The following is a 21,419-nucleotide window of genomic DNA, read 5'->3' on the forward strand; positions in this document are numbered from 1 at the left end:
TATGATAAAACTCAGCCTCGATTTAGAATCAATTCATAACGTCTTTACTACACTTAACATTTACATAGTAGTTTCCTTGAAGACATATTATCTTACCATTTAGTTGCAATTCAAATAATAACTCATATAATCGTTTTATGTCAATATTAGTTATCCTGCATATTTCATCTATATGCATGGGAATGTGTCCAATAAGTTTACATATTTTTTCCTGTGTGGCATTTAATGTACTCTCTTTTGCATATCTCTCCTTCATGTATCTTACTGGAAGCATCTGAAACAAATCCTCCAGACAGGTAAATACATGTGCTCCCTCTCTTATAAGCGTATTTGTACCTTTGCTCTGGGGAGAAAATATGGAACCCGGAACTGCCATCACGTCTTTTCCCTGTTCCAGAGCACAGCCGGCTGTTATTAAAGCTCCACTTTTATTTCCCGCTTCAATTACAATCACCAAATCGCTCAAGCCGCTTATAATTCTGTTCCTCATGGGGAAATTATAGGAATATGGCTTAGTCTTTGGCATAAATTCAGAAAGTATACATCCATTTTCCAAAATGCCGTCATATAATTTTGCATTTTCTCTGGGGTATATCACATCTAAACCTGAACCAAGAACAGCACAGGTATATCCGTCATTTTCAACGGCGGCCCTATGACAGCAACTGTCAATTCCTCTTGCCATACCACTTATTATATTTACATTATTTGAAGAAACTTCCTTTCCCAGAAGAGAAGCCACATTTCTTCCATACAGGCTGCAGTTTCTGGCTCCAACCATACCCACGCTCACCTGTTTCAGTCTTTCAATGTCCCCCCTATAAAATAAAATTGCAGGAGAATCGTCATAATTTTTCAATCTAGCAGGATAATTTTTATCACAGCAGTTTACAGTATCAATGCCCTTTTTCAAGGAATACTCCATCAAACTCTCTAATTCATACTTGTTCCAGGCTTTTTTAAATTCTCCACATATTTTACCACAATTCTCTCCTAAAAATACAGAATTATCATTATAAATACTATGTATATATATTTGCCTTGTGCTTTTAAATTTTTTCAAAATACTATTTTTTATCTTGTTTGATATTTTTACAGAAGAAAACCACAGATCGTATATGTCCATAAACAATTCACATCCCATCAAATAATTCTCAGGTCCAGGTAGGGCCTGCCTATAAAAAATGCCTTTCTTCATATGTAAAAATTATGTTCATACTACAATTATTTTATTCAGATCCTTCAAGTTTTATCTTCGAGAGTTTAAAACAAAATATTATTGTCAAGAATTAAGCTGAGGTGATAACGTGGTGGCAGTTAAATTAAATACTTCCTCCTTCTTAGGTATAGAAGGAAGTATAGTTTCAGTAGAGGTTGACATTGAAAGAGGACTTCCATCTTTCAACATAGTTGGTCTGGCAGATACTTCCGTAAAAGAATCCAAAGAAAGAGTGAGAGCTTCCATAATAAATTCAGGATTTGAATTTCCCATAAAGAAAATAGTAGTTAATCTGGCTCCTGCAGATATGAAAAAAGCAGGTTCGCTATTTGATCTTCCCATAGCTCTGGGAATACTAATATGTACAGGTCAGATGAATTTCAATGACTGGGAAAAGTTTTTAATACTGGGAGAGCTTTCACTGTCCGGTACTTTGAACAAGGTAAGAGGGGTACTTCCCATAACACTGGAAGGTATAAGAAACCACATCAAAAATTTCATTGTACCCTTTGAGAATGCAGAAGAATGTTCTTCTATAAAAGGTGCCAACTGCTATGCTTTTGAAAACTTAAAACAGATAGCATATTTTATAAAATACAGGGATTTAATGCCCTACAAACATAAAAGGAAAACATCTAAATTCCTGAGTCCTTCTCTGGATTTCTCAGATGTATTTGGCCAGGAAGGCTGTAAAAGAGCTTTAGAAGTGGCCTGTGCAGGAAATCACAATATACTTATGGCGGGTCCGCCGGGGTCTGGTAAAACCATGATGGCCAAAAGAGTTCCAACCATACTCCCGGATTTGAGTTATGAAAAATCTCTGGAGGTCACCAAGATATACAGCGTAACAGGAAATTTAAATGTAAATGAAGGCCTTATAATAAGGCCGCCTTTTAGAAATCCACATCATACCAGTACAACAATTTCCCTGATAGGCGGTGGAAATAATTTAATGCCTGGAGAAATATCTCTGGCTCACAACGGCATACTCTTTCTGGATGAAGTACTTGAATTCAAAAAAAATGTACTGGAAGTCTTAAGGCAGCCGCTGGAAGAAAAAAAAATAGTGATAAACAGAGCTTCCGGCAGAGTTTCATTTCCCTGTAATTTTATGACCATAATGGCCACTAACCCCTGTCCTTGTGGAAACTTTGCTTCTGAAAAGCCGTGTACATGTACGGACTATGAGAGGAGAAGATATATATCTAAATTGTCCAGTCCAATTATGGACAGAATAGATCTGTTCACTTTTGTAAATTCTTTAGATTTTAAAAGTATACAGGACTACAAAAAAAGTGAATCCTCTAAATTGATCAGGAAGCGGGTGGAAAACGCCCGTAAGATCCAAAAGAAAAGATTTAAAAATCAAGGAATATACTTTAATTCTGAAATGAACAGTGTTCTTATAAAAAAATATTGCGAACTAGGCGGAAATTCTTTAAAACTACTTGAAAAAGTATATTCCAAATATAATCTGACAACTAGAGCCTACAGTAAAATTTTAAAAGTCTCCCGGACAATAGCAGATTTGGATCTCAGTGAATCCATAAAAGAGTCTCATTTAATTGAAGCTCTCCACTACCGGAAATTTATAAGCGATAATTTCATATAGAGTAATTAGCCCTGTAACTTTATTTCTATTTTTTTGAAAAAATTACTTTATTTATATTTACAAAAAATGTATAATATATATGTAATTGAATGCAATCCATAAATTATTATAAAGAAGGGAGAATATTATATGTATTTTTTCATGGTCATATTGGGTCTCATCATAGGTGCACTATTAATTTTTATGGGAATAAGAGGGAAGAACAGTGATATAATAAGCATAGGGTGGGTACTTTCCATATTCTTCTTATTGATTTGCATAAATATATATATACCAAACCTTATCAGTAATTTAAAAACAAGTCCAATGTATATATTAAGATGAAAGGTGGAGATCTATGTATTCCTTCAATAAAGATATAGGTTCCCTGGGTGAAGATGTAGCTGAAAATTATTTAAAAGAAAACGGATACATCATATTAGAGAGGAATTTTCGCTGTAAAACAGGTGAAGTTGATATTATAGGCAAGGACGGGAGTTATCTTTGTTTTATAGAAGTCAAATCCCGCTATGACAAATTATATGGAAACCCCTGTGAGGCTGTAAATTATCCTAAGCGTATCAAGATATATAGAACAGCCAATATGTACATAATTAAAAAGAAACTATTTAAATTCAATTTTAGATTTGATGTCATAGAAATAATATTCAATACCTACAACAATATTCCATCCATAAAACTCATCAAAGATGCCTTTCAGATATAGCCCATCCGTTTTTTCGGTTCTCAACTATGTACTCACATTATTATATTTTTCAAAAAACTCATTCTATGTATCTTACAAACTCCATATTTTTTAATGGCTTCTATGTGCTCTTTAGTTCCATACCCTGAATTATGCTGAAAGCCATATTCAGCATATATGTGGGAATACTCTTTCATAAGGCTGTCTCTATATACCTTTGCTACAATAGAGGCTGCCGCTATGCTTGCACTTTTGGCATCTCCTTTTATTATAAATTCATTATTGCCAAATAAATGTTTTATGGGGTATCCATCGGATAAAACCATATCCACAGGCAATTTCAGTCCTTCTACAGCTCTTTTTAAAACTTCATTATTACACCAGGCAATTCCTCTTTTATCAATTTCAGTATTGTTTATAACTGAGATATTATACCCTAGAGCTTTGTGCTTTATTGCTTCCGAAAGTTCACACCTTCGTTTTGGAGAAAGCTTTTTTGAATCCTTTATCCCCAGAATAAGTTCTCCATCTTCCCTGCAATTCAGATTCAATATCACTGCCGCAGCAGCTATAGGTCCTGCCAGAGGTCCTCTTCCAACTTCATCCACCCCTGCAGTATAAACATAATTGCCAAATTTCTTGTCAAAGGAATACATAGCTTTAATTCTTTCTATTTCACTTTTTCTGTTCTCTATAAAATTATGAAAATTCGCAGCCAGATTCCTTACATTCTTTCTGCTGTCAGCTCTTAGACTGTCCAGTATTTTAAGAAGCATATCTTTTTTCAAATTGGAATAATTTTTTTTCAAACAGTCCACTTCATCTTTTATTTCCCGAGATCTATAAATGGCTAATTTACTCCATGCAAAATTATCCATTTCCATATTATTTTTATCTTTCATCATATAAAATGCACCTTTCAAAATCATCTAAGGTCTTTCCAGAGATATAGGTCCTAGTTTTCCTCCTCTGAATTCATCTAAAAGCAATACAGATACTCTATTATAATCCACTTCGCCTCCAGAGATTATAGCCCCTCTTTTTCTAGCTATATTTTGAATGTTTTCCAGAGGTTCTTCACTTAACCCTTCCAGCTTATATCTGCTCTTTATCCTGTCTGGATAATATCGGCCTAAAAAATTTACAAGATTTAATGCCAGCTCCTCTATATCCACAATCTCATCTTTTATTGCTCCAGTATAAGCCAAATTGAGTCTAGTCTCTTCACTTTCAAGTTTCGGCCACAGTATTCCCGGAGTATCCATAAGTTCTATGCCTAATTTGGTTTTAATCCATTGTTTGTTTTTAGTAACTCCAGGTTTATCTCCTACTTTAGCTATTTTATTTTTAGCCAGCTTGTTTATAAGGGAAGACTTTCCCACATTGGGGATGCCAACTACCATGGCTCTGTCAACTATTTTGGAAATACCTTTCTTCTTCATTCTGTTATGTTTTTCTTCCAGAAGCTGGTTCAATAGAATTTTTATATTTTTCAAGCCCAAACCCCTGCTGCAGTTTACAGATAACACCTTTATATTTTCTTTTGAAAGGTATTTTATCCAGGCTCTTGTTACATTCTCTTCTCCCAGATCACTTTTATTTAAAAGTATTATCCTGGGCTTGGAACCGCAGATATCATCTATATCCGGATTTTTGCTGGATCTTATTATTCTGGCATCTCTCATCTCTATAACTGCATCCACCAGTTTTAGATTTTCCTTTATCTCTCTTTTAGTTCTGGCCATATGTCCGGGGAACCAATTTATAGCCATATAGATCTTCCTTTCCAATTTTGAAATGCGCTTAATTTTCCCGCTCTGCTAAAAGGATATATCCTGAAGGCAGCTCTTCCAACTACCATCTTATAACTTACAAATCCCACATCGGGAAATCTGCTGTCTCTGCTGTTATTTCTGTTATCTCCCATTACAAATACCGTATTTTGAGGTACTGTAACCTCGTCAAAATCTCCTGTCATGGTTTCCAGTATATAGGGCTCTTTCTTTACTGCTCCATTTACATAGAGTTTTCCATCTTCAATCTTTATTCTGTCCCCTCCAACTCCTATCACCCTCTTGATAAATTTTTCCTTGGGATTGGCAGGATATTTTATTACCACTATATCACCGGCCCTGGGAGCTCTGAAATAATAACTCACCTTTTCCACAATTAACCTGTCTCCATTATTCAAAGTAGGATCCATGGAATGTCCATCCACATTTACAGTTTCGAATACAAAGGTAATAATTAAAAATGCCGCTATAATGGCTATCAATATGGACTTGCCTATTTCTATCAGTTCTTTTACCAAAAGTTCCACACCACCTTAATATTTAAAAAAGGGACTTTATAAAGCCCCTTTTATCCTAATATTTCTTTTACTTTAGCTGCTTTACCTACTCTATTTCTTAAGTAGTATAATTTTGCTCTTCTAACTTTACCTTTTCTCACTATCTGTATTTTATCTATTATAGGAGAATTTACCGGAAATGTCCTTTCAACTCCTACACCATAGGCAACTCTTCTAACTGTAAATGTCTCCCTTATTCCACCATTTTGCCTTTTTAAAACCACACCTTCAAATATCTGTATTCTTTCCCTGTTTCCCTCTTTGATCTTTACGTGAACCTTTACCGTATCTCCTACATTAAAAGCTGGTAAATCTTTCTTTATCTGTTCAGACTCTATTTGTTTTATTATATCCAACACTGCGCATTACCTCCTAATAATTATTAAACGTTCTTATCCAGCACACTCAATTTGCAGACAGCGGAACGTTCGTGCAGCACAAACAAATTTTAACACATCTATATTCTATTTTCAACACATAATTAATATTTATCATTTTTCTCACAGGACTCCATAAGTTCTTTGTCCTCTTCTGATAATGAAATCTTCTCAAATAAATCCGGTCTTTTATCTCTAGTCATTACGAGGGATTTTGCTCTCTTCCATTTTCTTATATTTTCATGGTGACCGGATAGAAGAATTTCGGGCACACCATCTCCCCGAAAATATTCTGGTCTGGTATACTGTGGATATTCAAGCAGTCCATTGTAAAAGGACTCTTCCGTATAACTCTCACTGCTGGACAATACATTGGGAATCATTCTGCATATACTGTCTACAATAGGAATACATGCCATCTCTCCGCCAGTTACCACAAAATCACCAATAGATATTTCCATATCTATGTATTTATATACTCTTTCATCTATTCCTTCATAATGCCCGCATAAAAATATCAGTTCTTTTTCCTTGGAAAGCCTTTTTGCAGTAGACTGATCAAAGGTCTTTCCTCTGGGCCCCAGGTATATTACATTCCCACTGTTGTTGGCTTTTACCTTCTTTATACAGTCCACAATAGGCTGTGCAGACATTATCATTCCGGCTCCACCGCCATAAGGATAGTCATCCACTTTTCTATGTTTATCCTCAGTAAAATCCCTTATATTGAAGGTGTTTATGGTCAAGATATTATTTTTAAGTGCTCTTCCTATTATACTATAATTAAATACATCAAACATCTCAGGAAAAAGAGTAAGTATGTCTATTTTTACATCCATGTCTTCACCGGCTTTATAACTATCTCTTGTTTTTCAATATCTATATTCAATACCACATCTTTTATAGCTGGAATAAGCAGTTCATTTTTCCCCTTTATCCAGTACACATCATTACTGTGAGTATGGAGTACGTCTCCCACCTTACCATAAAATACTCCCTCTTCATCTACTACAGAACACCCTATTATATCCGCAATAAAATAAGAGCCCTTTTTTAGCTTTACTGCATCTGCCCGGGGTACTTCCAGATACTTTCCCTTATAATGAAGAGCTTCTTCTATGGAATTCACTCCTTCAATTCTAATTATTACCCTATTGGATTGGAGTTTACACTGGAGTACCTTTTTTGATATTCCATCTATATATACCAGCTTCAGTAAATTGAACCTTTTAAGATCATCGGTAAGCGGATATACTTTTAATTCTCCTTTTATTCCATGGGTATTTATTATTTCCCCTACAGTTATAAATTCCTTCATAGAATAATATTCTGCATATCCAAAATCAAGTTGCACTGCAATTCACCTTTTAATATAGCAGCTGCAATATGCAGAATTTATTTATTCACCTCTTTTTCACTATGATGTAATTTCAAATAACATATAATTTAATCCGAGATTTAGTTTGAAGCTTAAGCTCTGCCACTATTTAATGTAAATATAAGAGCTAGATATCTAACTCTTATATTATCTCCACAACAACTCTTTTATTTTCCTTTATAGCTGCTGCTTTTACCACAGTTCTTATAGCCTTCGCTATCCTTCCCTGTTTGCCTATTACCTTTCCCATATCCTCTTGTGCAACTTTTAATTCAAGAATTATAGATTGCTCACCTACAATTTCATTTACTTGAACCATATCTGGGTTATCTACTAACGATTTAGCAATGATCTCTACTAGTTCTTTCACTTAACTACACCCCCAGTTAACTACTTACCAAGTTTATCCTTTAATCCGGATTTGTCAAAGATCTTCTTGACTACTTCTGTTGGCTGAGCACCATTTTTTATCCATTTAACAGCTTTTTCCTCATCAAAATTCACAGTATTTGGATCAGTAGTAGGATTATAATATCCTATCTCCTCTATAAATCTTCCATCCCTCGGAAATCTTGAATCTGCTACAACTATTCTATAAAATGGAGCCTTCTTTGCACCCATTCTTCTCAATCTTATCTTTAAAGCCATTTATATCACCTCCTTATAATGTAAAAAATCCTCTAAAATGTACACTTTATATATATCTATCTAAAAAGGGAGATTCCCAAATGGTCCCTTCTTAAAACCTTTTTTCATTCCACTGCCGCTGAATTGCTTCATCATCTTTTTCATTCTTGCAAAATCCTTTAAAAGTTTATTGACCATCTGTATTGTAGTACCGGATCCCTTAGCTATTCTCTTCTTTCTTGAGGAAGAAGCACTTACAACAGGAGGGTTTCTACGCTCCTCTAAAGTCATGGAATTGATTATAGCTTCAATTTTCACCAGTTCTTTTTCTCCCTTTGAAAAGTCAATTCCCTGTAATGCCTTGGTATTTGCTCCAGGTACCATTTCGATAAGTTTACTCAAAGGTCCCAATTTTTTGGCCTGCTGCATCATGGACAAAAAATCTTCAAAATTGAATTCCTTGGTGAGCATCCTGCTTCCCAACTTTTCGGCTTCTTCCTTGTCAATGGACTGCTGGGCTTTTTCTATTAGAGAAAGTACATCCCCCATACCCAGTATTCTTGAAGCCATCCTGTCAGGATAAAAGATTTCAAAATCACTCATTTTTTCCCCAACACCCACAAATTTTATCGGTTTCCCGGTCATGGATCTTATGGAAAGAGCAGCTCCGCCTCTTGTATCTCCATCCAATTTCGTGAGTATAACTCCGCTTATATTCAGTTTTTCATCAAAACTTGAAGCTACATTAACTGCATCCTGACCCGTCATGGCATCCACTACCAGCAGTATTTCATTGGGATTTACCCCTTCTTTTATCTGACTCAACTCATCCATCAATTTTTCATCTATTTGAAGTCTGCCTGCTGTATCTATTATGAGTACATTAAAATCATTACCCCTGGCATACTCCACAGCTCCCTTACATATATCCACTGCAGCTTTTTTATCTCCCATGGAGAAAACAGGAATATTTATCTCTTTTCCAACCACCTGAAGCTGTTTTATTGCAGCTGGTCTATATATGTCACAGGCTACCAAAATCGGATTTTTATTCTTTTTTCTAAGCTGCAGTGCCAGCTTGCCGCACATGGTGGTCTTACCTGCACCCTGCAGCCCCACTAACATTATTATAGTGAGTCCATTGGAATCATATTCAATTGAGCTCTGACTATTTCCCATCAAGTCAGTAAGTTCTTCATTGACTATCTTTATTACCTGCTGCCCCGGAGTCAAGCTTTTCAGTACTTCTTCTCCCAGACATTTTTCGCTGGTACTCTTAACAAAATTTTTTACCACCTTGTAATTAACATCTGCTTCTAGAAGTGCCAGCTTTACTTCTCTCATAGCATCCTTTATATCTTTTTCAGAAAGTTTACCTTTTCCTCTAAGCTTTTTCAATGTTTCTTGGAGCTTAGATGCCAATCCTTCAAAAGCCATGCTAATCCTCCTAAATTAAATATTCAACCTTACATAATTTTTTATTTTATTTAAAACCTCTTCATATTCACTGCATTGAAGGGAATCCAAAAATTCTAAAATGGATTTTTTATTTTTTTCCAAACTCTTTCTATCCTGAAGTACATGAAGTTTATCTTCATATTGCAGCAAAAGCCTGTGACATCTTTTTATGATGTCATATACCGCCTGCCGGCTTGTATTTGTATGTTCCGCTATCTCACTCAAAGACAAATCATCATCGTAGTAAAACTCCATTACATTCTTCTGCTTTTCCGTCAAAAGTTCACCGTATATATCAAGTAATATTGAAATCTGTATTCTCTCTTCCATAATATCCTCTTCTTTATTCAGTAAAATCACAGATTTAATCCTCAACCATGATATCAAAATTAATAAGCTATGTCAAGTATTTTTACTTAACAGATTTTAAAACAGTGCATCTACAAAGTCTCTGCTTTTGAATTCCTGCAGATCATCAATACCCTCGCCCACTCCTATTAATTTTACCGGTATATTCAAGCTGTGCTTTATAGATATTACTATTCCCCCTTTGGCAGTGCCATCCAGCTTTGTAAGTATTATACCGTCTACAGGGCACACTTCCTTGAACTGCTTTGCCTGCTGGACTGCATTTTGTCCTGTAGTCGCATCCAATACAAGAAAAGTCTGTTTAAAAGCTTCTCCATACTCTCTTTCTATTACTTTATTTATTTTTCCAAGTTCATTCATCAAATTTTTTTTATTGTGAAGTCTTCCTGCCGTATCACATATGAGTACATCTTTTTTTCTGGCCTTTGATGCCTGAATGGCATCAAATATGACCGCAGCCGGATCGGAGCCTTCCTGGTGCTTTATTATTTCAACACCAGCCCTTTCACTCCACACCTCCAGCTGATCTATAGCTGCCGCCCTAAAAGTATCTGCTGCAGCCATAATAACCTTATATCCCCTGTCCTTCAGCTTGTAGCAAATCTTTCCTATTGAAGTGGTCTTTCCCACACCATTTACTCCTATTACCAAAATTATTTCCGGAGTTTTTTCAGGTACTATGCTGTTCTCCTCATCTCCCAATATCTCTATTACAATCTCCTTTAAAGAATCCTTTAACAGGGCGGGATCCTTTATTTTGTCCTCTTTAATCTTCTCTTTCAATCTGTCTATGATATACATAGTGGTTTCCACACCTATATCTGCAGTTATAAGTATCTCCTCCAGCTGATCATAGAGTTCTTCATCAATGGTGACGGCCTGGCTTAACATATCCGTTATTTTTCCAGTCAAATTATTTTTGGTTTTTTCAAGACCATTTTTCAGCTTGTCAAAAAATTCCTTAAACATTTTTATCTACCTTTCCCATTTTATATTTGTTATTGAACGTACATCTTCAAGAGATTTCCTTTAAATCTACGGAAACTATTTTTGAAATCCCCTTTTCTTCCATGGTAACCCCGTACATCACATCGCTCATTTCCATAGTTCCTTTTCTATGGGTTATGATGATGAACTGGGTATTCTCAGAAAACTTTTTGAGAAATTTAGCATATCTTGCCACATTCGCATCATCCAGTGCAGCTTCTATCTCATCCAGTATGCAAAAGGGAGTTGGTTTAATCTTCAGTATAGCGAACAACAGTGCTATAGCAGAGAGCCCCTTTTCACCCCCTGATAAAAGATTTATATTCTGCAGTTTTTTACCTGGAGGCTGAACTGTTATATCTATATTTGCAGTGAGTTCATCTCCGTTTACAAGTGTCAAATCTGCACTTCCACCGTTGAACAATTCTTTAAAGATGGAATTGAAATTCTCCCTCAATTTGCTAAAATTTTCTTTAAAAAGTATTCTCATCTTTCTTGTCACCATATCTATTACATTTTCCAGTTCATTCTTTGACTTTACCAGATCTTCCTTTTGTGAGGTTAAAAATGTATTTTTTTCTTTCAACTGTTCATATTCTTCTATAGCACCCAAATTAACTGTTCCAAGATCGGAAATACTTTTCTTCAAATTCAATATTTCTTCATTGTATTTATTTAAATTGTCTATCTCCTTTTTATACTTCAAAGCAGCTTCATGGGTGAGTTCCATATCCTCCTTCAGTTTCAAATGCATATTTTCCTTTTCTGCAGATAATTTAGTCAGAGATATCTGCATTTTATGGAGTCCCTGCTCTTTTTTATTTATTACAAGAGCTAAATCCCCGGATTTTTCATTACAATCTTTTATATCACCCTTTAGTTTTATAATCTTTTTATCATTTTCCTCTATATATTCCTGTAATTTTGATATTTTTGATTTTGACTCCTCTACAGTCCTGAAGTTGGAATTTATTTTCAATTCACATTGGCACACATCTTTCTCATAATTTTTCATATCAGTGTCTATACGGGATTTTTTTAAGTTCAATTCCTCTATTTCGCCCGTCAGTCTCTTAAGCTCCCGGTATTTCACCGAAATACCCTCATCGATCTGTGCCATTTTTATACGCAGTTGAGTGAGCTTCTCTTTTGTATCTTCAATATCTCCCCTTTTATTTTTCAGCTCTTCTTCCATCTGTAAAATACACTTGTTGTTTTCATTTTGCTTTTCGTAAAGTGTTTTCAAATTATTCTTTTCTTTTTGCAATTTATTTAAGCTGGATTCCCTATTCTTAGAAATCATACCTACTTCTCTGTTGGATACTCTTATATTTTCCAACAATTTTGAGTTCTCATTTTCTATGGCATTTATCTCGCCCTGTACTTTGGTCAATTCTATATTTTGAATATAAATTTTATCTTTTAGATCCAGAACCTCTTCATTTTTTTTCTCCATGACTTTTTTACAATCACCTATATTCTGAGTTACATCCTCTATTTTGACGCCTGTATCTTTTATTCTGGAGGAGAGTTCATTTATTTCCCTCTTACGCCCTATTATATTACTGTTTCTCCTCTGCAGACTTCCTCCTGTAAGAGATCCTCCCGGGTTAACTACATCACCTAGGAGAGTAACTATTTTAAATCTGTATCCGCTGCATTTAGCTATTTCAAGGGCACTGTCCATATCGCTGCACACTATTGTTCTGCCCAATATGTATTCCATTATATTTTTAAAACGCTCTTCACATTTTAGAAGATCACTGGCAATGCCTATATATCCCTTTATATTTTGGAATTTATATTTATCCAGTATTTTTCTTCCTTTGATCAAGGTAAGTGGTAGAAAAGTAGCTCTGCCCATTTTATTGTCCTTAAGATATTTTATAAGGGATTTGGCCATAATTTCATCTTTGGTTATTATATTGGATATGGCGCTTCCCAAAGCCACTTCTATGCAGATCTCAAATTTTTTCTCCAGGGTTATAACTTCACCTACTACAAAGCATTCACTTTGATCAATGTGCAGCTTACCCTTTTTTATTTCCTCCATAAGAGATCTAACCGCCCTGTTATAACCTTCGTAATGCTCCTCCAGACTTATGAGCATGGTGCGGTTTGCCTCTAATCTATTATGTACTGAAGTCAATTCCTTTAATTTTTTCTCCCGGGATAGAAGGAGACCCTTCAACTTTAAAACTTCACTTTTATTTTCATCAATTCTGTGTCCGTATTTTTCTACAGCACCTTTCATTTCCGACATCTTCAGAAGCATGCTGTCCCTGGTATTGCAATTTATTTTAATGGAATGGCTGTAGCTTTCACAGGAAGCTTTCATACCAGCAGCTTTCTCACCCATATCCTCTATATCCTTTTTAATTGAAGCCATATTGTTTTTTATATTGGAAATGCTTCTTAAATATTCTATTTCATCCTCTTTAAGACTTTTATAATAATTTTCTCTTTCTTCTATTTTTTCTCCTGTGCTCTTTGCAGCTCTTTCATACTCTGACAGTTTCTCGTCTATATTCTTTTTAGCCAGTTCCAATTTAGAAATGCTGTGATGCTGTGCTTCCTTCTGCTGTAAACTTTTCTCTCTTTTTTTATCCAGTTCATTTAGTTCCACAGTATTCTTCTCTATAACCTGCTTTATATTTTCCATCTGCTGCTGTAAAAGCTTTATTTCACTATTTATTCTTTGAACACACTCTCTGTTGTCATAGTAGCTCTTTCTATAATCGGAATTTTTTGCTTGAATACTCTCCATTTCTTCATTCCACTGACTTGCCCTGGACTTTAACCTGGCAAATTGTTCATTTAATTCTCCAGTATCCAATTGAATCTGATCTGCAGACTTTTTTATGCTGCATATTTTACCTTCCAGCTTTTCAATGGAATGAAGCAGTACATTTATTCTCATTTCCTTAAGTTTCCCGGATAATTTTAAAAATTCATTTGCCTTTTCCATTTCAGCCTGAAGAGGTCCAAGCCTTGTCTCATAGCTTTCCAAAATATCTCCTATTCTCAACAAATTCATATGGGTATTTTCAAGTTTTTTTTCCGCTTCTTCCTTTCTCCACCTGAACTTAACTATTCCCGCTGCTTCCTCCAAAATGTTTCTTCTATCCTCAGGTCTTCCATTTATAATGGATTCTACATTTCCCTGCCCTATTATGGAATAACCTTCTCTCCCTATACCTGTGTCCATAAAGAGCTCATTTATGTCCTTCAGCCTGCACTGGGTATTATTTATATAGTATTCGCTTTCTCCAGATCTATACAGCCTTCTGGAAATAGTTACATCGGAATAATCTATGGGAAGCTTTCTGTCCATATTGTCTAGAGTAAGAGAAACCTGACACAAGCCCACCGGTTTTCTAAATTGAGTCCCGGCAAAAATCACATCTTCCATTTTTCCTCCTCTCAAATTTTTTATACTCTGCTCGCCAAGCACCCATTTAACCGCATCTGAGATATTGCTCTTTCCACTTCCATTTGGTCCTACAATAGATGTAATTCCCTCGGTAAATACCAATTCCGTCTTGTCTGCAAAGGATTTAAATCCTCTTATACCAATAGTCTTTAAAAACATATTTATAGACACTCCTTATCTGAAAAACATTGGCAGTAATCCTATTACAAATATAAGTATTACAAAAATCACAAGGGCCTTGGTCATCTTATCTCTGGTCTGTTTCTTCATAATATCACTCTCCTTTATACTAAGTTCCTGCTTAAACACTCATCTCTCATATAGTCATCTATTGATATGATTTCATGCAAATTTCTGCCATCTATACACAAGGTGCCTCTGTCAACACTTTCACTCTGCAGCACTTTTACACGGCAATGACTAAATTTATTTTTCATGTCATTAAAATATCTTTTTCTGTCTGCATACAGTTTGGAAAGATCCCTGTAATTTATCTTTACAGTTATGTCACCTTTTTGGAAATCTGGTATGATTTTTTCTACAATACTGTTATAAATACTCCCCTCCACCAATTCTCTAAAAGCAGGATGGAACGGTCCTGCCACTACATCTGCTCCAGTATTTATCTCCTCTGTAGGCTGAAGCCCAATTCTTATTACCTTTACGCCTTTTGCCCTTAAAATGCAGTACAGGATTTTACATATGTCCACTGCCTCAGACAGGGAATAAGGCCTGTATATTCCTTTTTTATACATGATCTCCATAGCCGTTTCTCTTATCACAAGTGCAGGATATAATCTGTATATGTCAGGTCCCATCCCTATGGACTCTTTTACAGTTTTTATGTCTTTTTGAAAGCTGTCCCGGGGCAGTCCCAGCATTATCTGATGTCCCAGCACAAATCCATATTTCTTTATCAGGAAAGAAGCCTTTTCAGCATCCTCAAAAGAATGTCCTCTGCCGGATTTTATAAGGACTTCCCTGTCCAGAGATTGTATACCGAGTTCTATTATATCCACGGAATAATTCTTTAAATTATCCAGTATATTTTCATCTATATAATCCGGTCTGGTGGAAAGACGTATATAATCTATATCTCCTCTATTCTTGTATTCTTTAGCTATTTTTAGAAGTTCCTTCTGCCTGCCCAGAGGAATTGCGGTAAAGGTTCCCCCAAAGAAGGAAACTTCCACTGTAGAATTTTCTCTCTTTATTGTTTTTAAATATTCCTCCACGGTCCTTCTGACAAAATCAGCATCAACTTTTTGTTCATTTCCGGTGATAATACTCTGATTGCAAAAAACACAGTTATGTGGACAACCCTCATTGGGCACAAATATAGGTATTATATAATGCCTGCCTTTCATAAATACTACCTCTCTATACTCTGTTTTCAGCCCTGAAACTCAATTTACTCAAGGCATTGTGCGCTGCATCCTGTTCCGATTCCTTTTTACTATATCCCGTGCCAGTACCTAAAATATTTTTATCTATACAGACCTCAGTATAGAATTTTCTTCTATGTGGAGGTCCATCATATTTTATAAGCACATATTCTATGGAAACATCTCCATCTTTCTGCAGTATTTCCTGAAGCCTGGTTTTATAGTCCGATACTATTCTGTTTTCCATGGCTCTTTGTATCACATCTTTAAAATTGTATATAATAAATTCTCTGGCTTTTTCATAACCACAGTCCACATGAACCGCTGCAATAATAGCTTCTACACAATCCGCCAGTATGGATGTTCTCTCTCTTCCTCCAGTGAGTTCTTCTCCTCTGCTCATCTTTATATATTTACCCAGTTCCCATTTTTTTGCTATTTCGTAGAGAGAATTTTCACAAACTATGAGAGCCCTCTTTTTAGTAAGCTCTCCTTCAGGCTTGTTTTTGTACATTGTAAACAGGTATTCTGATATACAGAGCTGTAATACGGAATCTCCCAAAAATTCCAGTCTCTCATTAAATTTTATATTTTTTCTTCCATTGGCATAGGAACTATGAGTCAATGCTATTTTAATCAATTCCTTATCTTTAAAACACACATTCAGCTTTTTTTCTACATCCTCAACATAACTTACTTTCTCGCCCATTCAAATTTCTCCTTTTGAACTCTATTCTTCAATTTACAGCAGATCATTTTCTATAAAAGTAAATTCAAGAATAAATTCACTTTATTCATTGATACAATAATCAATTTTTAAATTTAAAGCCCCGTATTAATAAACGGGACTTTAAATTATTATTTTATTCTTCAGTATGAGCTTTTATGTACTCAACTACATCTCCCACTGTTTTTACCTTTTCAGCTTCTTCATCGGGTATTTCCAAATCAAACTCCGTTTCCAGAGCCATTATTAATTCGACTATATCAAGGGAATCAGCACCTAAATCGTCAACAAAAGATGATTCCAAACTTATTTCCTGTGAATCTATACCCAATTGTTCAGATATTATTTTTTGTATTTTTTCAAAAACCATAATTTCACCTCCAAAAAATTTTCATACATAAATAATATTACATAACTTATACGCCGTCAACAATAAATACCAGTAAATTTTATTTCTTTATACTATCACTTTCCATCTGAGGGATTTTTTCTATTTCAGATCTTATTTTATCTATGATTTTATTGTCATAGCAGTCCACTGCCCTCTTCACCGCATTCTTAAATGCTTTTCCATTCGAACTTCCGTGAGCCTTTACACAAATGCCTCTGGCTCCCAGAAAAGCAGATCCCCCATATTCAGAATAATCCATCTTATTTTTTATTTCTCTAAAAGCTGATTTTAAAATAATTCCTCCTAATTTTGTTCTAAAGGATTTCATAATTTCCTCTTTTAACATTTCAAACAAATTCAGTGCCACACCCTCATACATTTTCAAAACAGTATTTCCAATCATTCCATCGCAGACCAGTATATCTACATCTCCTGCCGGAATATCTCTTGGTTCCACATTTCCCACAAAATTGAAATCCACATTTTTAAGCAGTTTATATGCACTTTTAGTCAGCTCATTTCCCTTTTCCTCCTCAACACCTATGTTCACCAGACCTATGGAAGGATTTTTCTTCTTTAAAACATTCTCCAGGTATATTTTCCCCATAAGGGAAAACTGCAATAGATATTGAGGTTTACAATCCACATTGGCCCCTGCATCTATAATCATAAAATTTCCATTCTTACCTGGTATAACAGGTGCCAGGGCTACTCTGTCAACACCTTTGATTCTGCCCACAATCAAAGTAGCACCTGCCATAAATGCTCCTGTACTCCCCGCAGATACAACTGCATCTGCTTTATTTTCCCTTACAAGAGTCAATGCCTTTACCAAACTTGAATTTTTCTTTTTCCTCACTGCCATGACAGGAGATTCTTCAGTAGTTATGATCTCCGGGGCATCTAAAATACTTATTCTATCTTTGGGATAATCATATTTGGATAATTCCTCTTTAATTTGCCCTTCTCTTCCGGTTATTATTACATTCACGGCTTTTTCCCTAACAGCCTCCACCGTACCCTCCACTACAGCTGAAGGTGCAAGATCCCCTCCCATGCCGTCTACAGCAATTATCATATTTTTCCTCCTTTCCATTCAATTTTCAGCCTTAACTGAAAATTTTCATTATTTATACATTGTTCATTGTAAATTGTGCGTTATCTAGAAATTGCTCATGCAAAAAAAGAAAGCCATATGACTTTCTTTTATTAATTTCCCGTTGAGATAACTTCCTTACCTTTGTAATATCCGCAATTTTTGCAGACTCTATGAGCGAGTTTCATTTCGTGACACTGAGGACACTCAACTAAATCAGGTAAACTCAACTTAAAAGTCTGTGCTCTTCTCGAGTCTCTTCTTGCCTTAGAGAATTTTCTGGCTGGATTTCCCAAAGTAAACACCTCCTTAATCAGTAAAAAACATATCCTTTAGTTTCGCCAATCTTGGATCAATATCGTCATCTTTGCAATGGCACTCAGAATAATTCAAATTAGTACCGCATTTTTGACATAAACCCCTGCAGTCTTCCCTGCAGAGTCTTTTAATTGGTAAACTCAATATAATATTATTTTCCAATATTTCCGTAATATCTATGATATCACCATCTATAAAGATGAGCTCCTCATCTCCATTTGAGCTATTGGTGAATCTTTCGGCAATTGGTATGTCTACAGCATATGGAAACTTTTCAGAACATCTGGAACAAGTGAGCTGGAGTAAAGAGTGAAGCCTTCCCTTCAATTCAAAAATATCTCCCGCTTTGCTTAAAGTTCCGTTGAAATTCATAGGCTGCAATAATTTTATGTATTCACCGCCATAGTAGAACCCCTCATCTTTTACTTTAAGCTCGAGTTCTTTTAAAAATATATTTTCATCCAATAATTCCGATATATTTAATTCCATAATACTCACCTCTATACATTAGCCACAATTTATTATATAGAGATGAGTATTAAAAGTCAAGTTTTTATCTTCTACTTAAGGTTCTCAACTATATCTTTTGTATCTCTAGCTATCATAAGCTCCTCGTTTGTAGGAACTACAAATATCCTGACCTTTGAGTCAGGTGCACTTATCTCCAGTGCTTCTCCTCTTATGTTATTTTTTTCAGGATCTATTTTAATTCCAAGATAGCCAAGTCCATCGCATATAGCAGCTCTGCTGGTAGCTGAATTTTCTCCAAGTCCTGCTGTAAATACTATTGCATCTACACCATTTAAAACCGCAGTATAAGCTCCTATAAAGGATTTAACCCTGTGATAATACAGATCCAAAGCCAGCTTTGCCCTTTCATTTCCTGAATTGGCTGCACTTTCCACATCTCTGAAATCACTGCTCACTCCCGATACTCCAAGTATTCCCGATTTTTTATTCATCAAAACATCCACATCTTTTATGGACATACCTGTTGTATTCATCAAAAATGGTATTACAGCAGGATCTATGTCTCCGCATCTGGTTCCCATGGCAAGTCCTGCAAGAGGTGTGAATCCCATACTGGTGTCCACTGACTTTCCTTTATCCACTGCACATATGCTGGCTCCATTCCCCAAATGACATGTTATCATCTTGATATCTTCTATATTTTTGCCCATCAATTTAGCAGTTTCGGCAGATACGAATCTATGGGAAGTACCGTGGAATCCATATTTCCTGATTTTATATTTCTCATACAACTCATAAGGGAGAGGATATATATAAGAGTATTTAGGCATCGTCTGATGAAATGCTGTATCAAATACTCCTACCATCGGTGTATCCGGCATCAATTCTCTGCAGGCATTTATTCCTATTATATTAGGTGGATTATGTAATGGTGCCAGTGGTATACAATCTTCAAGGGCTTTCATAACATCTTTATCTATAAATACTGAACCTGCATATTTTTCACCGCCGTGAACAACTCTATGTCCTACTGCGGATATCTCTGACATATCCTCTATTACACCATATTTTTTATCTACAAGAGCATCGAGAACCAATTTCACAGCAACTTTATGATCCTCCATAGGCTGCTCTATAACATGCTTTTCGCCGTTTACCTTGTGAGTCAGGACGGATCCTTCTATTCCAATTCTCTCAACAAGTCCTTTAGCCAGGACACTTTCATCTTCCATGTTTATAAGCTGATATTTTAAGGATGAACTTCCACAGTTCACTACTAATATCTTCATTCCTAACTTCCTCCTATTATAATCAAATTTCTTTTTATATTAAAATCATCATACTATTTGTTTTACAGATAGGTATGAGGTATCTTTTATCCCTGCGCTTGAACTGCAGTAACTGCCACTACATTTACTATGTCATCAAAACTGCATCCTCTTGATAAATCGTTTATTGGCTTTGCAAATCCTTGAGATATAGGGCCTATAGCCTGAGCCTTGGCAAATCTCTGTACAAGTTTATATCCTATATTCCCTGCCTGAAGATCCGGGAAAACAAGTACATTGGCTTTTCCTGCTACATCACTGCCTGGAGCCTTTAAGCTTGCAACACTTTCCACTATAGATGCATCCAGCTGCAGCTCTCCATCTATTTTCAAATCAGGTCTTGCCTTCTGAGCTATCTTAGTGGCATTTACCACCTTATCTACCAAATCATGTTTTGCACTGCCCTTAGTGGAAAATGACAACATGGCAACTTTAGGATCAATTCCACATAATTTTTTGGCAGTTTCGGCAGTACTTATTGCAATAGAAGCCAATTGATTTTCATCCGGCAATGGATTTACCGCACAATCTGCAAACAGCAGCACACCTTTGTCACCATAATCACAATTTGGCACTTCCATTAAGAATGTACTGGAAACCACAGAAACTCCCGGTGCAGTTTTCACTATCTGAAGGCCGGGTCTTAAAAGATCTCCTGTAGTGTGTACTGCTCCTGAAACAAGTCCATCTACATCTCCCAGTTTAACCATCATCGTGGCAAAATATATGGGATCCCTTACAATTTTATCAGCTTTTTCAGGGGTAATTCCCTTCTTTTTTCTGAGTTCATAGAACTCATTGGCATAAGTTGAAAGTTTAGCTGAAGTCTGTGGATTCTCAATCTCAGCTCCATTTAAATTCACTCCCAATTTCGATGCTTTTTCTCTTATAATATTTTCATCACCTACCAAAACTATATCTGCAATTTTATTGCTGATTATTTTTTCGCAGGCTTTAAGAGTTCTCTCTTCTTCACCTTCTGCCAACACAATTTTTTTCTTGTTTGATCTGGCCAAATTCCAGATTTGTTCCATTAATTTCATGTTTATTTCTCCTTTCAAAATTAGTATGGATTATACACACCTATAATATAATCCTTTTTTACTGCATTTTTCAACATATATTCATGCAAAATTCAACTTAATGGATTATAATATATTGGTATAATGATTTATATCACTCAATTAATGATACTATAACAGAAAGGA

General features: G+C 35.6%; 25 protein-coding genes. 3 read left to right on the forward strand and 22 right to left on the reverse strand.

Going from position 1 to position 21,419, the window contains the following annotated elements; translation table 11 throughout:
- Nucleotides 1–28 precede the first annotated feature (28 nt).
- A complete protein-coding gene (gene dprA, locus CLLU_RS02500) occupies nt 29–1,126 on the reverse strand; it encodes a DNA-processing protein DprA (RefSeq protein ID WP_106008001.1) in 1,098 nt (365 codons plus the stop codon).
- Nucleotides 1,127–1,310: 184 nt separating this feature from the next.
- Between dprA and CLLU_RS02505 the strand changes: the two genes are divergently transcribed.
- The 3 genes from CLLU_RS02505 to CLLU_RS02515 all read left to right on the forward strand — a co-directional run bounded on the left by CLLU_RS02505 (nt 1,311) and on the right by CLLU_RS02515 (nt 3,537).
- Nucleotides 1,311–2,831, forward strand: a complete 1,521-nt coding sequence (locus CLLU_RS02505) for a YifB family Mg chelatase-like AAA ATPase (RefSeq protein ID WP_106008002.1) — start codon at nt 1,311–1,313, stop codon at nt 2,829–2,831.
- 129 nt (nt 2,832–2,960) lie between these two features.
- Nucleotides 2,961–3,155, forward strand: coding sequence for a hypothetical protein (locus tag CLLU_RS02510; protein WP_106008003.1), 195 nt, complete (start codon nt 2,961–2,963; stop codon nt 3,153–3,155).
- A 13-nt stretch (nt 3,156–3,168) separates the two neighbouring features.
- Nucleotides 3,169–3,537: a YraN family protein gene (locus CLLU_RS02515; protein WP_106008004.1), complete on the forward strand. Its 369-nt coding sequence runs from the start codon at nt 3,169–3,171 to the stop codon at nt 3,535–3,537.
- A gap of 32 nt (nt 3,538–3,569) precedes the next feature.
- Here the strand turns inward: CLLU_RS02515 and CLLU_RS02520 are convergent, their stop codons facing one another.
- From CLLU_RS02520 to pta, 21 genes are all read right to left on the reverse strand, one after another.
- Nucleotides 3,570–4,292 (reverse strand): ribonuclease HII, encoded by a 723-nt coding sequence (locus CLLU_RS02520; RefSeq protein ID WP_242977462.1) that lies wholly within the window; start codon nt 4,290–4,292, stop codon nt 3,570–3,572.
- Nucleotides 4,293–4,445: 153 nt separating this feature from the next.
- Nucleotides 4,446–5,288, reverse strand: a complete 843-nt coding sequence (gene ylqF / locus CLLU_RS02525; RefSeq protein WP_106008005.1) for a ribosome biogenesis GTPase YlqF — start codon at nt 5,286–5,288, stop codon at nt 4,446–4,448.
- Entirely contained in the window at nt 5,279–5,827 is a 549-nt protein-coding gene (gene lepB / locus CLLU_RS02530; RefSeq protein WP_106008006.1) for a signal peptidase I, read from the reverse strand. The genes ylqF and lepB overlap by 10 nt, the downstream gene beginning before the upstream one ends.
- Nucleotides 5,828–5,877: 50 nt before the next feature.
- Nucleotides 5,878–6,225: a 50S ribosomal protein L19 gene (rplS, locus tag CLLU_RS02535; RefSeq protein WP_106008007.1), complete on the reverse strand. Its 348-nt coding sequence runs from the start codon at nt 6,223–6,225 to the stop codon at nt 5,878–5,880.
- Between the two features lie 122 nt (nt 6,226–6,347).
- Complete coding sequence (trmD, locus tag CLLU_RS02540) at nt 6,348–7,082, reverse strand: tRNA (guanosine(37)-N1)-methyltransferase TrmD (RefSeq protein WP_106008008.1); 735 nt, start codon at nt 7,080–7,082, stop codon at nt 6,348–6,350.
- Nucleotides 7,073–7,561, reverse strand: coding sequence for a ribosome maturation factor RimM (rimM, locus tag CLLU_RS02545; RefSeq protein ID WP_106008119.1), 489 nt, complete (start codon nt 7,559–7,561; stop codon nt 7,073–7,075). Before rimM ends, trmD begins: the two co-directional genes overlap by 10 nt.
- Nucleotides 7,562–7,763: 202 nt before the next feature.
- Entirely contained in the window at nt 7,764–7,991 is a 228-nt protein-coding gene (locus CLLU_RS02550; RefSeq protein ID WP_106008009.1) for a KH domain-containing protein, read from the reverse strand.
- A 20-nt stretch (nt 7,992–8,011) separates the two neighbouring features.
- Nucleotides 8,012–8,269, reverse strand: coding sequence for a 30S ribosomal protein S16 (gene rpsP, locus CLLU_RS02555; RefSeq protein WP_106008010.1), 258 nt, complete (start codon nt 8,267–8,269; stop codon nt 8,012–8,014).
- 60 nt (nt 8,270–8,329) lie between these two features.
- Nucleotides 8,330–9,685 carry a signal recognition particle protein gene (gene ffh / locus CLLU_RS02560; RefSeq protein WP_106008011.1) on the reverse strand — a complete coding sequence of 452 codons (1,356 nt, stop codon included), beginning with the start codon at nt 9,683–9,685 and terminating at the stop codon, nt 8,330–8,332.
- Between the two features lie 15 nt (nt 9,686–9,700).
- Nucleotides 9,701–10,036, reverse strand: a complete 336-nt coding sequence (locus CLLU_RS02565; protein ID WP_106008120.1) for a putative DNA-binding protein — start codon at nt 10,034–10,036, stop codon at nt 9,701–9,703.
- Nucleotides 10,037–10,132: 96 nt separating this feature from the next.
- Nucleotides 10,133–11,044 (reverse strand): signal recognition particle-docking protein FtsY, encoded by a 912-nt coding sequence (ftsY, locus tag CLLU_RS02570; RefSeq protein ID WP_106008012.1) that lies wholly within the window; start codon nt 11,042–11,044, stop codon nt 10,133–10,135.
- 46 nt (nt 11,045–11,090) lie between these two features.
- Nucleotides 11,091–14,654 (reverse strand): chromosome segregation protein SMC, encoded by a 3,564-nt coding sequence (smc, locus tag CLLU_RS02575; protein ID WP_106008013.1) that lies wholly within the window; start codon nt 14,652–14,654, stop codon nt 11,091–11,093.
- Nucleotides 14,655–14,669: 15 nt separating this feature from the next.
- Nucleotides 14,670–14,765 (reverse strand): DUF4044 domain-containing protein, encoded by a 96-nt coding sequence (locus CLLU_RS02580; protein ID WP_106008014.1) that lies wholly within the window; start codon nt 14,763–14,765, stop codon nt 14,670–14,672.
- A gap of 14 nt (nt 14,766–14,779) precedes the next feature.
- Complete coding sequence (locus tag CLLU_RS02585; protein ID WP_106008015.1) at nt 14,780–15,862, reverse strand: elongator complex protein 3; 1,083 nt, start codon at nt 15,860–15,862, stop codon at nt 14,780–14,782.
- A gap of 13 nt (nt 15,863–15,875) precedes the next feature.
- Nucleotides 15,876–16,589: a ribonuclease III gene (gene rnc, locus CLLU_RS02590; protein ID WP_106008016.1), complete on the reverse strand. Its 714-nt coding sequence runs from the start codon at nt 16,587–16,589 to the stop codon at nt 15,876–15,878.
- Between the two features lie 154 nt (nt 16,590–16,743).
- Nucleotides 16,744–16,977, reverse strand: coding sequence for an acyl carrier protein (gene acpP / locus CLLU_RS02595; RefSeq protein ID WP_106008017.1), 234 nt, complete (start codon nt 16,975–16,977; stop codon nt 16,744–16,746).
- Between the two features lie 79 nt (nt 16,978–17,056).
- Nucleotides 17,057–18,076 carry a phosphate acyltransferase PlsX gene (plsX, locus tag CLLU_RS02600; protein WP_106008018.1) on the reverse strand — a complete coding sequence of 340 codons (1,020 nt, stop codon included), beginning with the start codon at nt 18,074–18,076 and terminating at the stop codon, nt 17,057–17,059.
- Nucleotides 18,077–18,207: 131 nt separating this feature from the next.
- The gene (gene rpmF / locus CLLU_RS02605) at nt 18,208–18,390 is read right to left on the reverse strand and encodes a 50S ribosomal protein L32 (RefSeq protein WP_106008019.1); all 183 of its coding nucleotides are present in this window, start codon (nt 18,388–18,390) and stop codon (nt 18,208–18,210) included.
- 13 nt (nt 18,391–18,403) lie between these two features.
- Nucleotides 18,404–18,901: a YceD family protein gene (locus CLLU_RS02610; protein ID WP_106008020.1), complete on the reverse strand. Its 498-nt coding sequence runs from the start codon at nt 18,899–18,901 to the stop codon at nt 18,404–18,406.
- A 71-nt stretch (nt 18,902–18,972) separates the two neighbouring features.
- Nucleotides 18,973–20,172: an acetate/propionate family kinase gene (locus CLLU_RS02615; protein ID WP_106008021.1), complete on the reverse strand. Its 1,200-nt coding sequence runs from the start codon at nt 20,170–20,172 to the stop codon at nt 18,973–18,975.
- A gap of 86 nt (nt 20,173–20,258) precedes the next feature.
- A complete protein-coding gene (gene pta / locus CLLU_RS02620) occupies nt 20,259–21,254 on the reverse strand; it encodes a phosphate acetyltransferase (RefSeq protein ID WP_106008022.1) in 996 nt (331 codons plus the stop codon).
- Nucleotides 21,255–21,419: the final 165 nt, after the last annotated feature.

This window comes from Clostridium luticellarii, assembly GCF_002995845.1.
GTDB lineage: Bacteria > Bacillota > Clostridia > Clostridiales > Clostridiaceae > Clostridium_B > Clostridium_B luticellarii.

What these genes read in the sequence shown, in the direction of transcription:
- dprA (WP_106008001.1), bottom strand. Translation starts at nt 1,126, where the DNA reads ATGGACATATACGATCTGTGGTTTTCTTCTGTAAAAATATCAAACAAG.
- CLLU_RS02510 (WP_106008003.1), top strand. Translation starts at nt 2,961, where the DNA reads ATGTATTTTTTCATGGTCATATTGGGTCTCATCATAGGTGCACTATTA.
- CLLU_RS02515 (WP_106008004.1), top strand. Translation starts at nt 3,169, where the DNA reads ATGTATTCCTTCAATAAAGATATAGGTTCCCTGGGTGAAGATGTAGCT.
- CLLU_RS02520 (WP_242977462.1), bottom strand. Translation starts at nt 4,292, where the DNA reads ATGCTTCTTAAAATACTGGACAGTCTAAGAGCTGACAGCAGAAAGAAT.
- ylqF (WP_106008005.1), bottom strand. Translation starts at nt 5,288, where the DNA reads ATGGCTATAAATTGGTTCCCCGGACATATGGCCAGAACTAAAAGAGAG.
- trmD (WP_106008008.1), bottom strand. Translation starts at nt 7,082, where the DNA reads ATGGATGTAAAAATAGACATACTTACTCTTTTTCCTGAGATGTTTGAT.
- rimM (WP_106008119.1), bottom strand. Translation starts at nt 7,561, where the DNA reads ATGAAGGAATTTATAACTGTAGGGGAAATAATAAATACCCATGGAATA.
- rpsP (WP_106008010.1), bottom strand. Translation starts at nt 8,269, where the DNA reads ATGGCTTTAAAGATAAGATTGAGAAGAATGGGTGCAAAGAAGGCTCCA.
- ffh (WP_106008011.1), bottom strand. Translation starts at nt 9,685, where the DNA reads ATGGCTTTTGAAGGATTGGCATCTAAGCTCCAAGAAACATTGAAAAAG.
- CLLU_RS02565 (WP_106008120.1), bottom strand. Translation starts at nt 10,036, where the DNA reads ATGGAAGAGAGAATACAGATTTCAATATTACTTGATATATACGGTGAA.
- ftsY (WP_106008012.1), bottom strand. Translation starts at nt 11,044, where the DNA reads ATGTTTAAGGAATTTTTTGACAAGCTGAAAAATGGTCTTGAAAAAACC.
- smc (WP_106008013.1), bottom strand. Translation starts at nt 14,654, where the DNA reads ATGTTTTTAAAGACTATTGGTATAAGAGGATTTAAATCCTTTGCAGAC.
- CLLU_RS02580 (WP_106008014.1), bottom strand. Translation starts at nt 14,765, where the DNA reads ATGAAGAAACAGACCAGAGATAAGATGACCAAGGCCCTTGTGATTTTT.
- CLLU_RS02585 (WP_106008015.1), bottom strand. Translation starts at nt 15,862, where the DNA reads ATGAAAGGCAGGCATTATATAATACCTATATTTGTGCCCAATGAGGGT.
- rnc (WP_106008016.1), bottom strand. Translation starts at nt 16,589, where the DNA reads ATGGGCGAGAAAGTAAGTTATGTTGAGGATGTAGAAAAAAAGCTGAAT.
- acpP (WP_106008017.1), bottom strand. Translation starts at nt 16,977, where the DNA reads ATGGTTTTTGAAAAAATACAAAAAATAATATCTGAACAATTGGGTATA.
- plsX (WP_106008018.1), bottom strand. Translation starts at nt 18,076, where the DNA reads ATGATAATTGCTGTAGACGGCATGGGAGGGGATCTTGCACCTTCAGCT.
- CLLU_RS02610 (WP_106008020.1), bottom strand. Translation starts at nt 18,901, where the DNA reads ATGGAATTAAATATATCGGAATTATTGGATGAAAATATATTTTTAAAA.
- CLLU_RS02615 (WP_106008021.1), bottom strand. Translation starts at nt 20,172, where the DNA reads ATGAAGATATTAGTAGTGAACTGTGGAAGTTCATCCTTAAAATATCAG.
- pta (WP_106008022.1), bottom strand. Translation starts at nt 21,254, where the DNA reads ATGAAATTAATGGAACAAATCTGGAATTTGGCCAGATCAAACAAGAAA.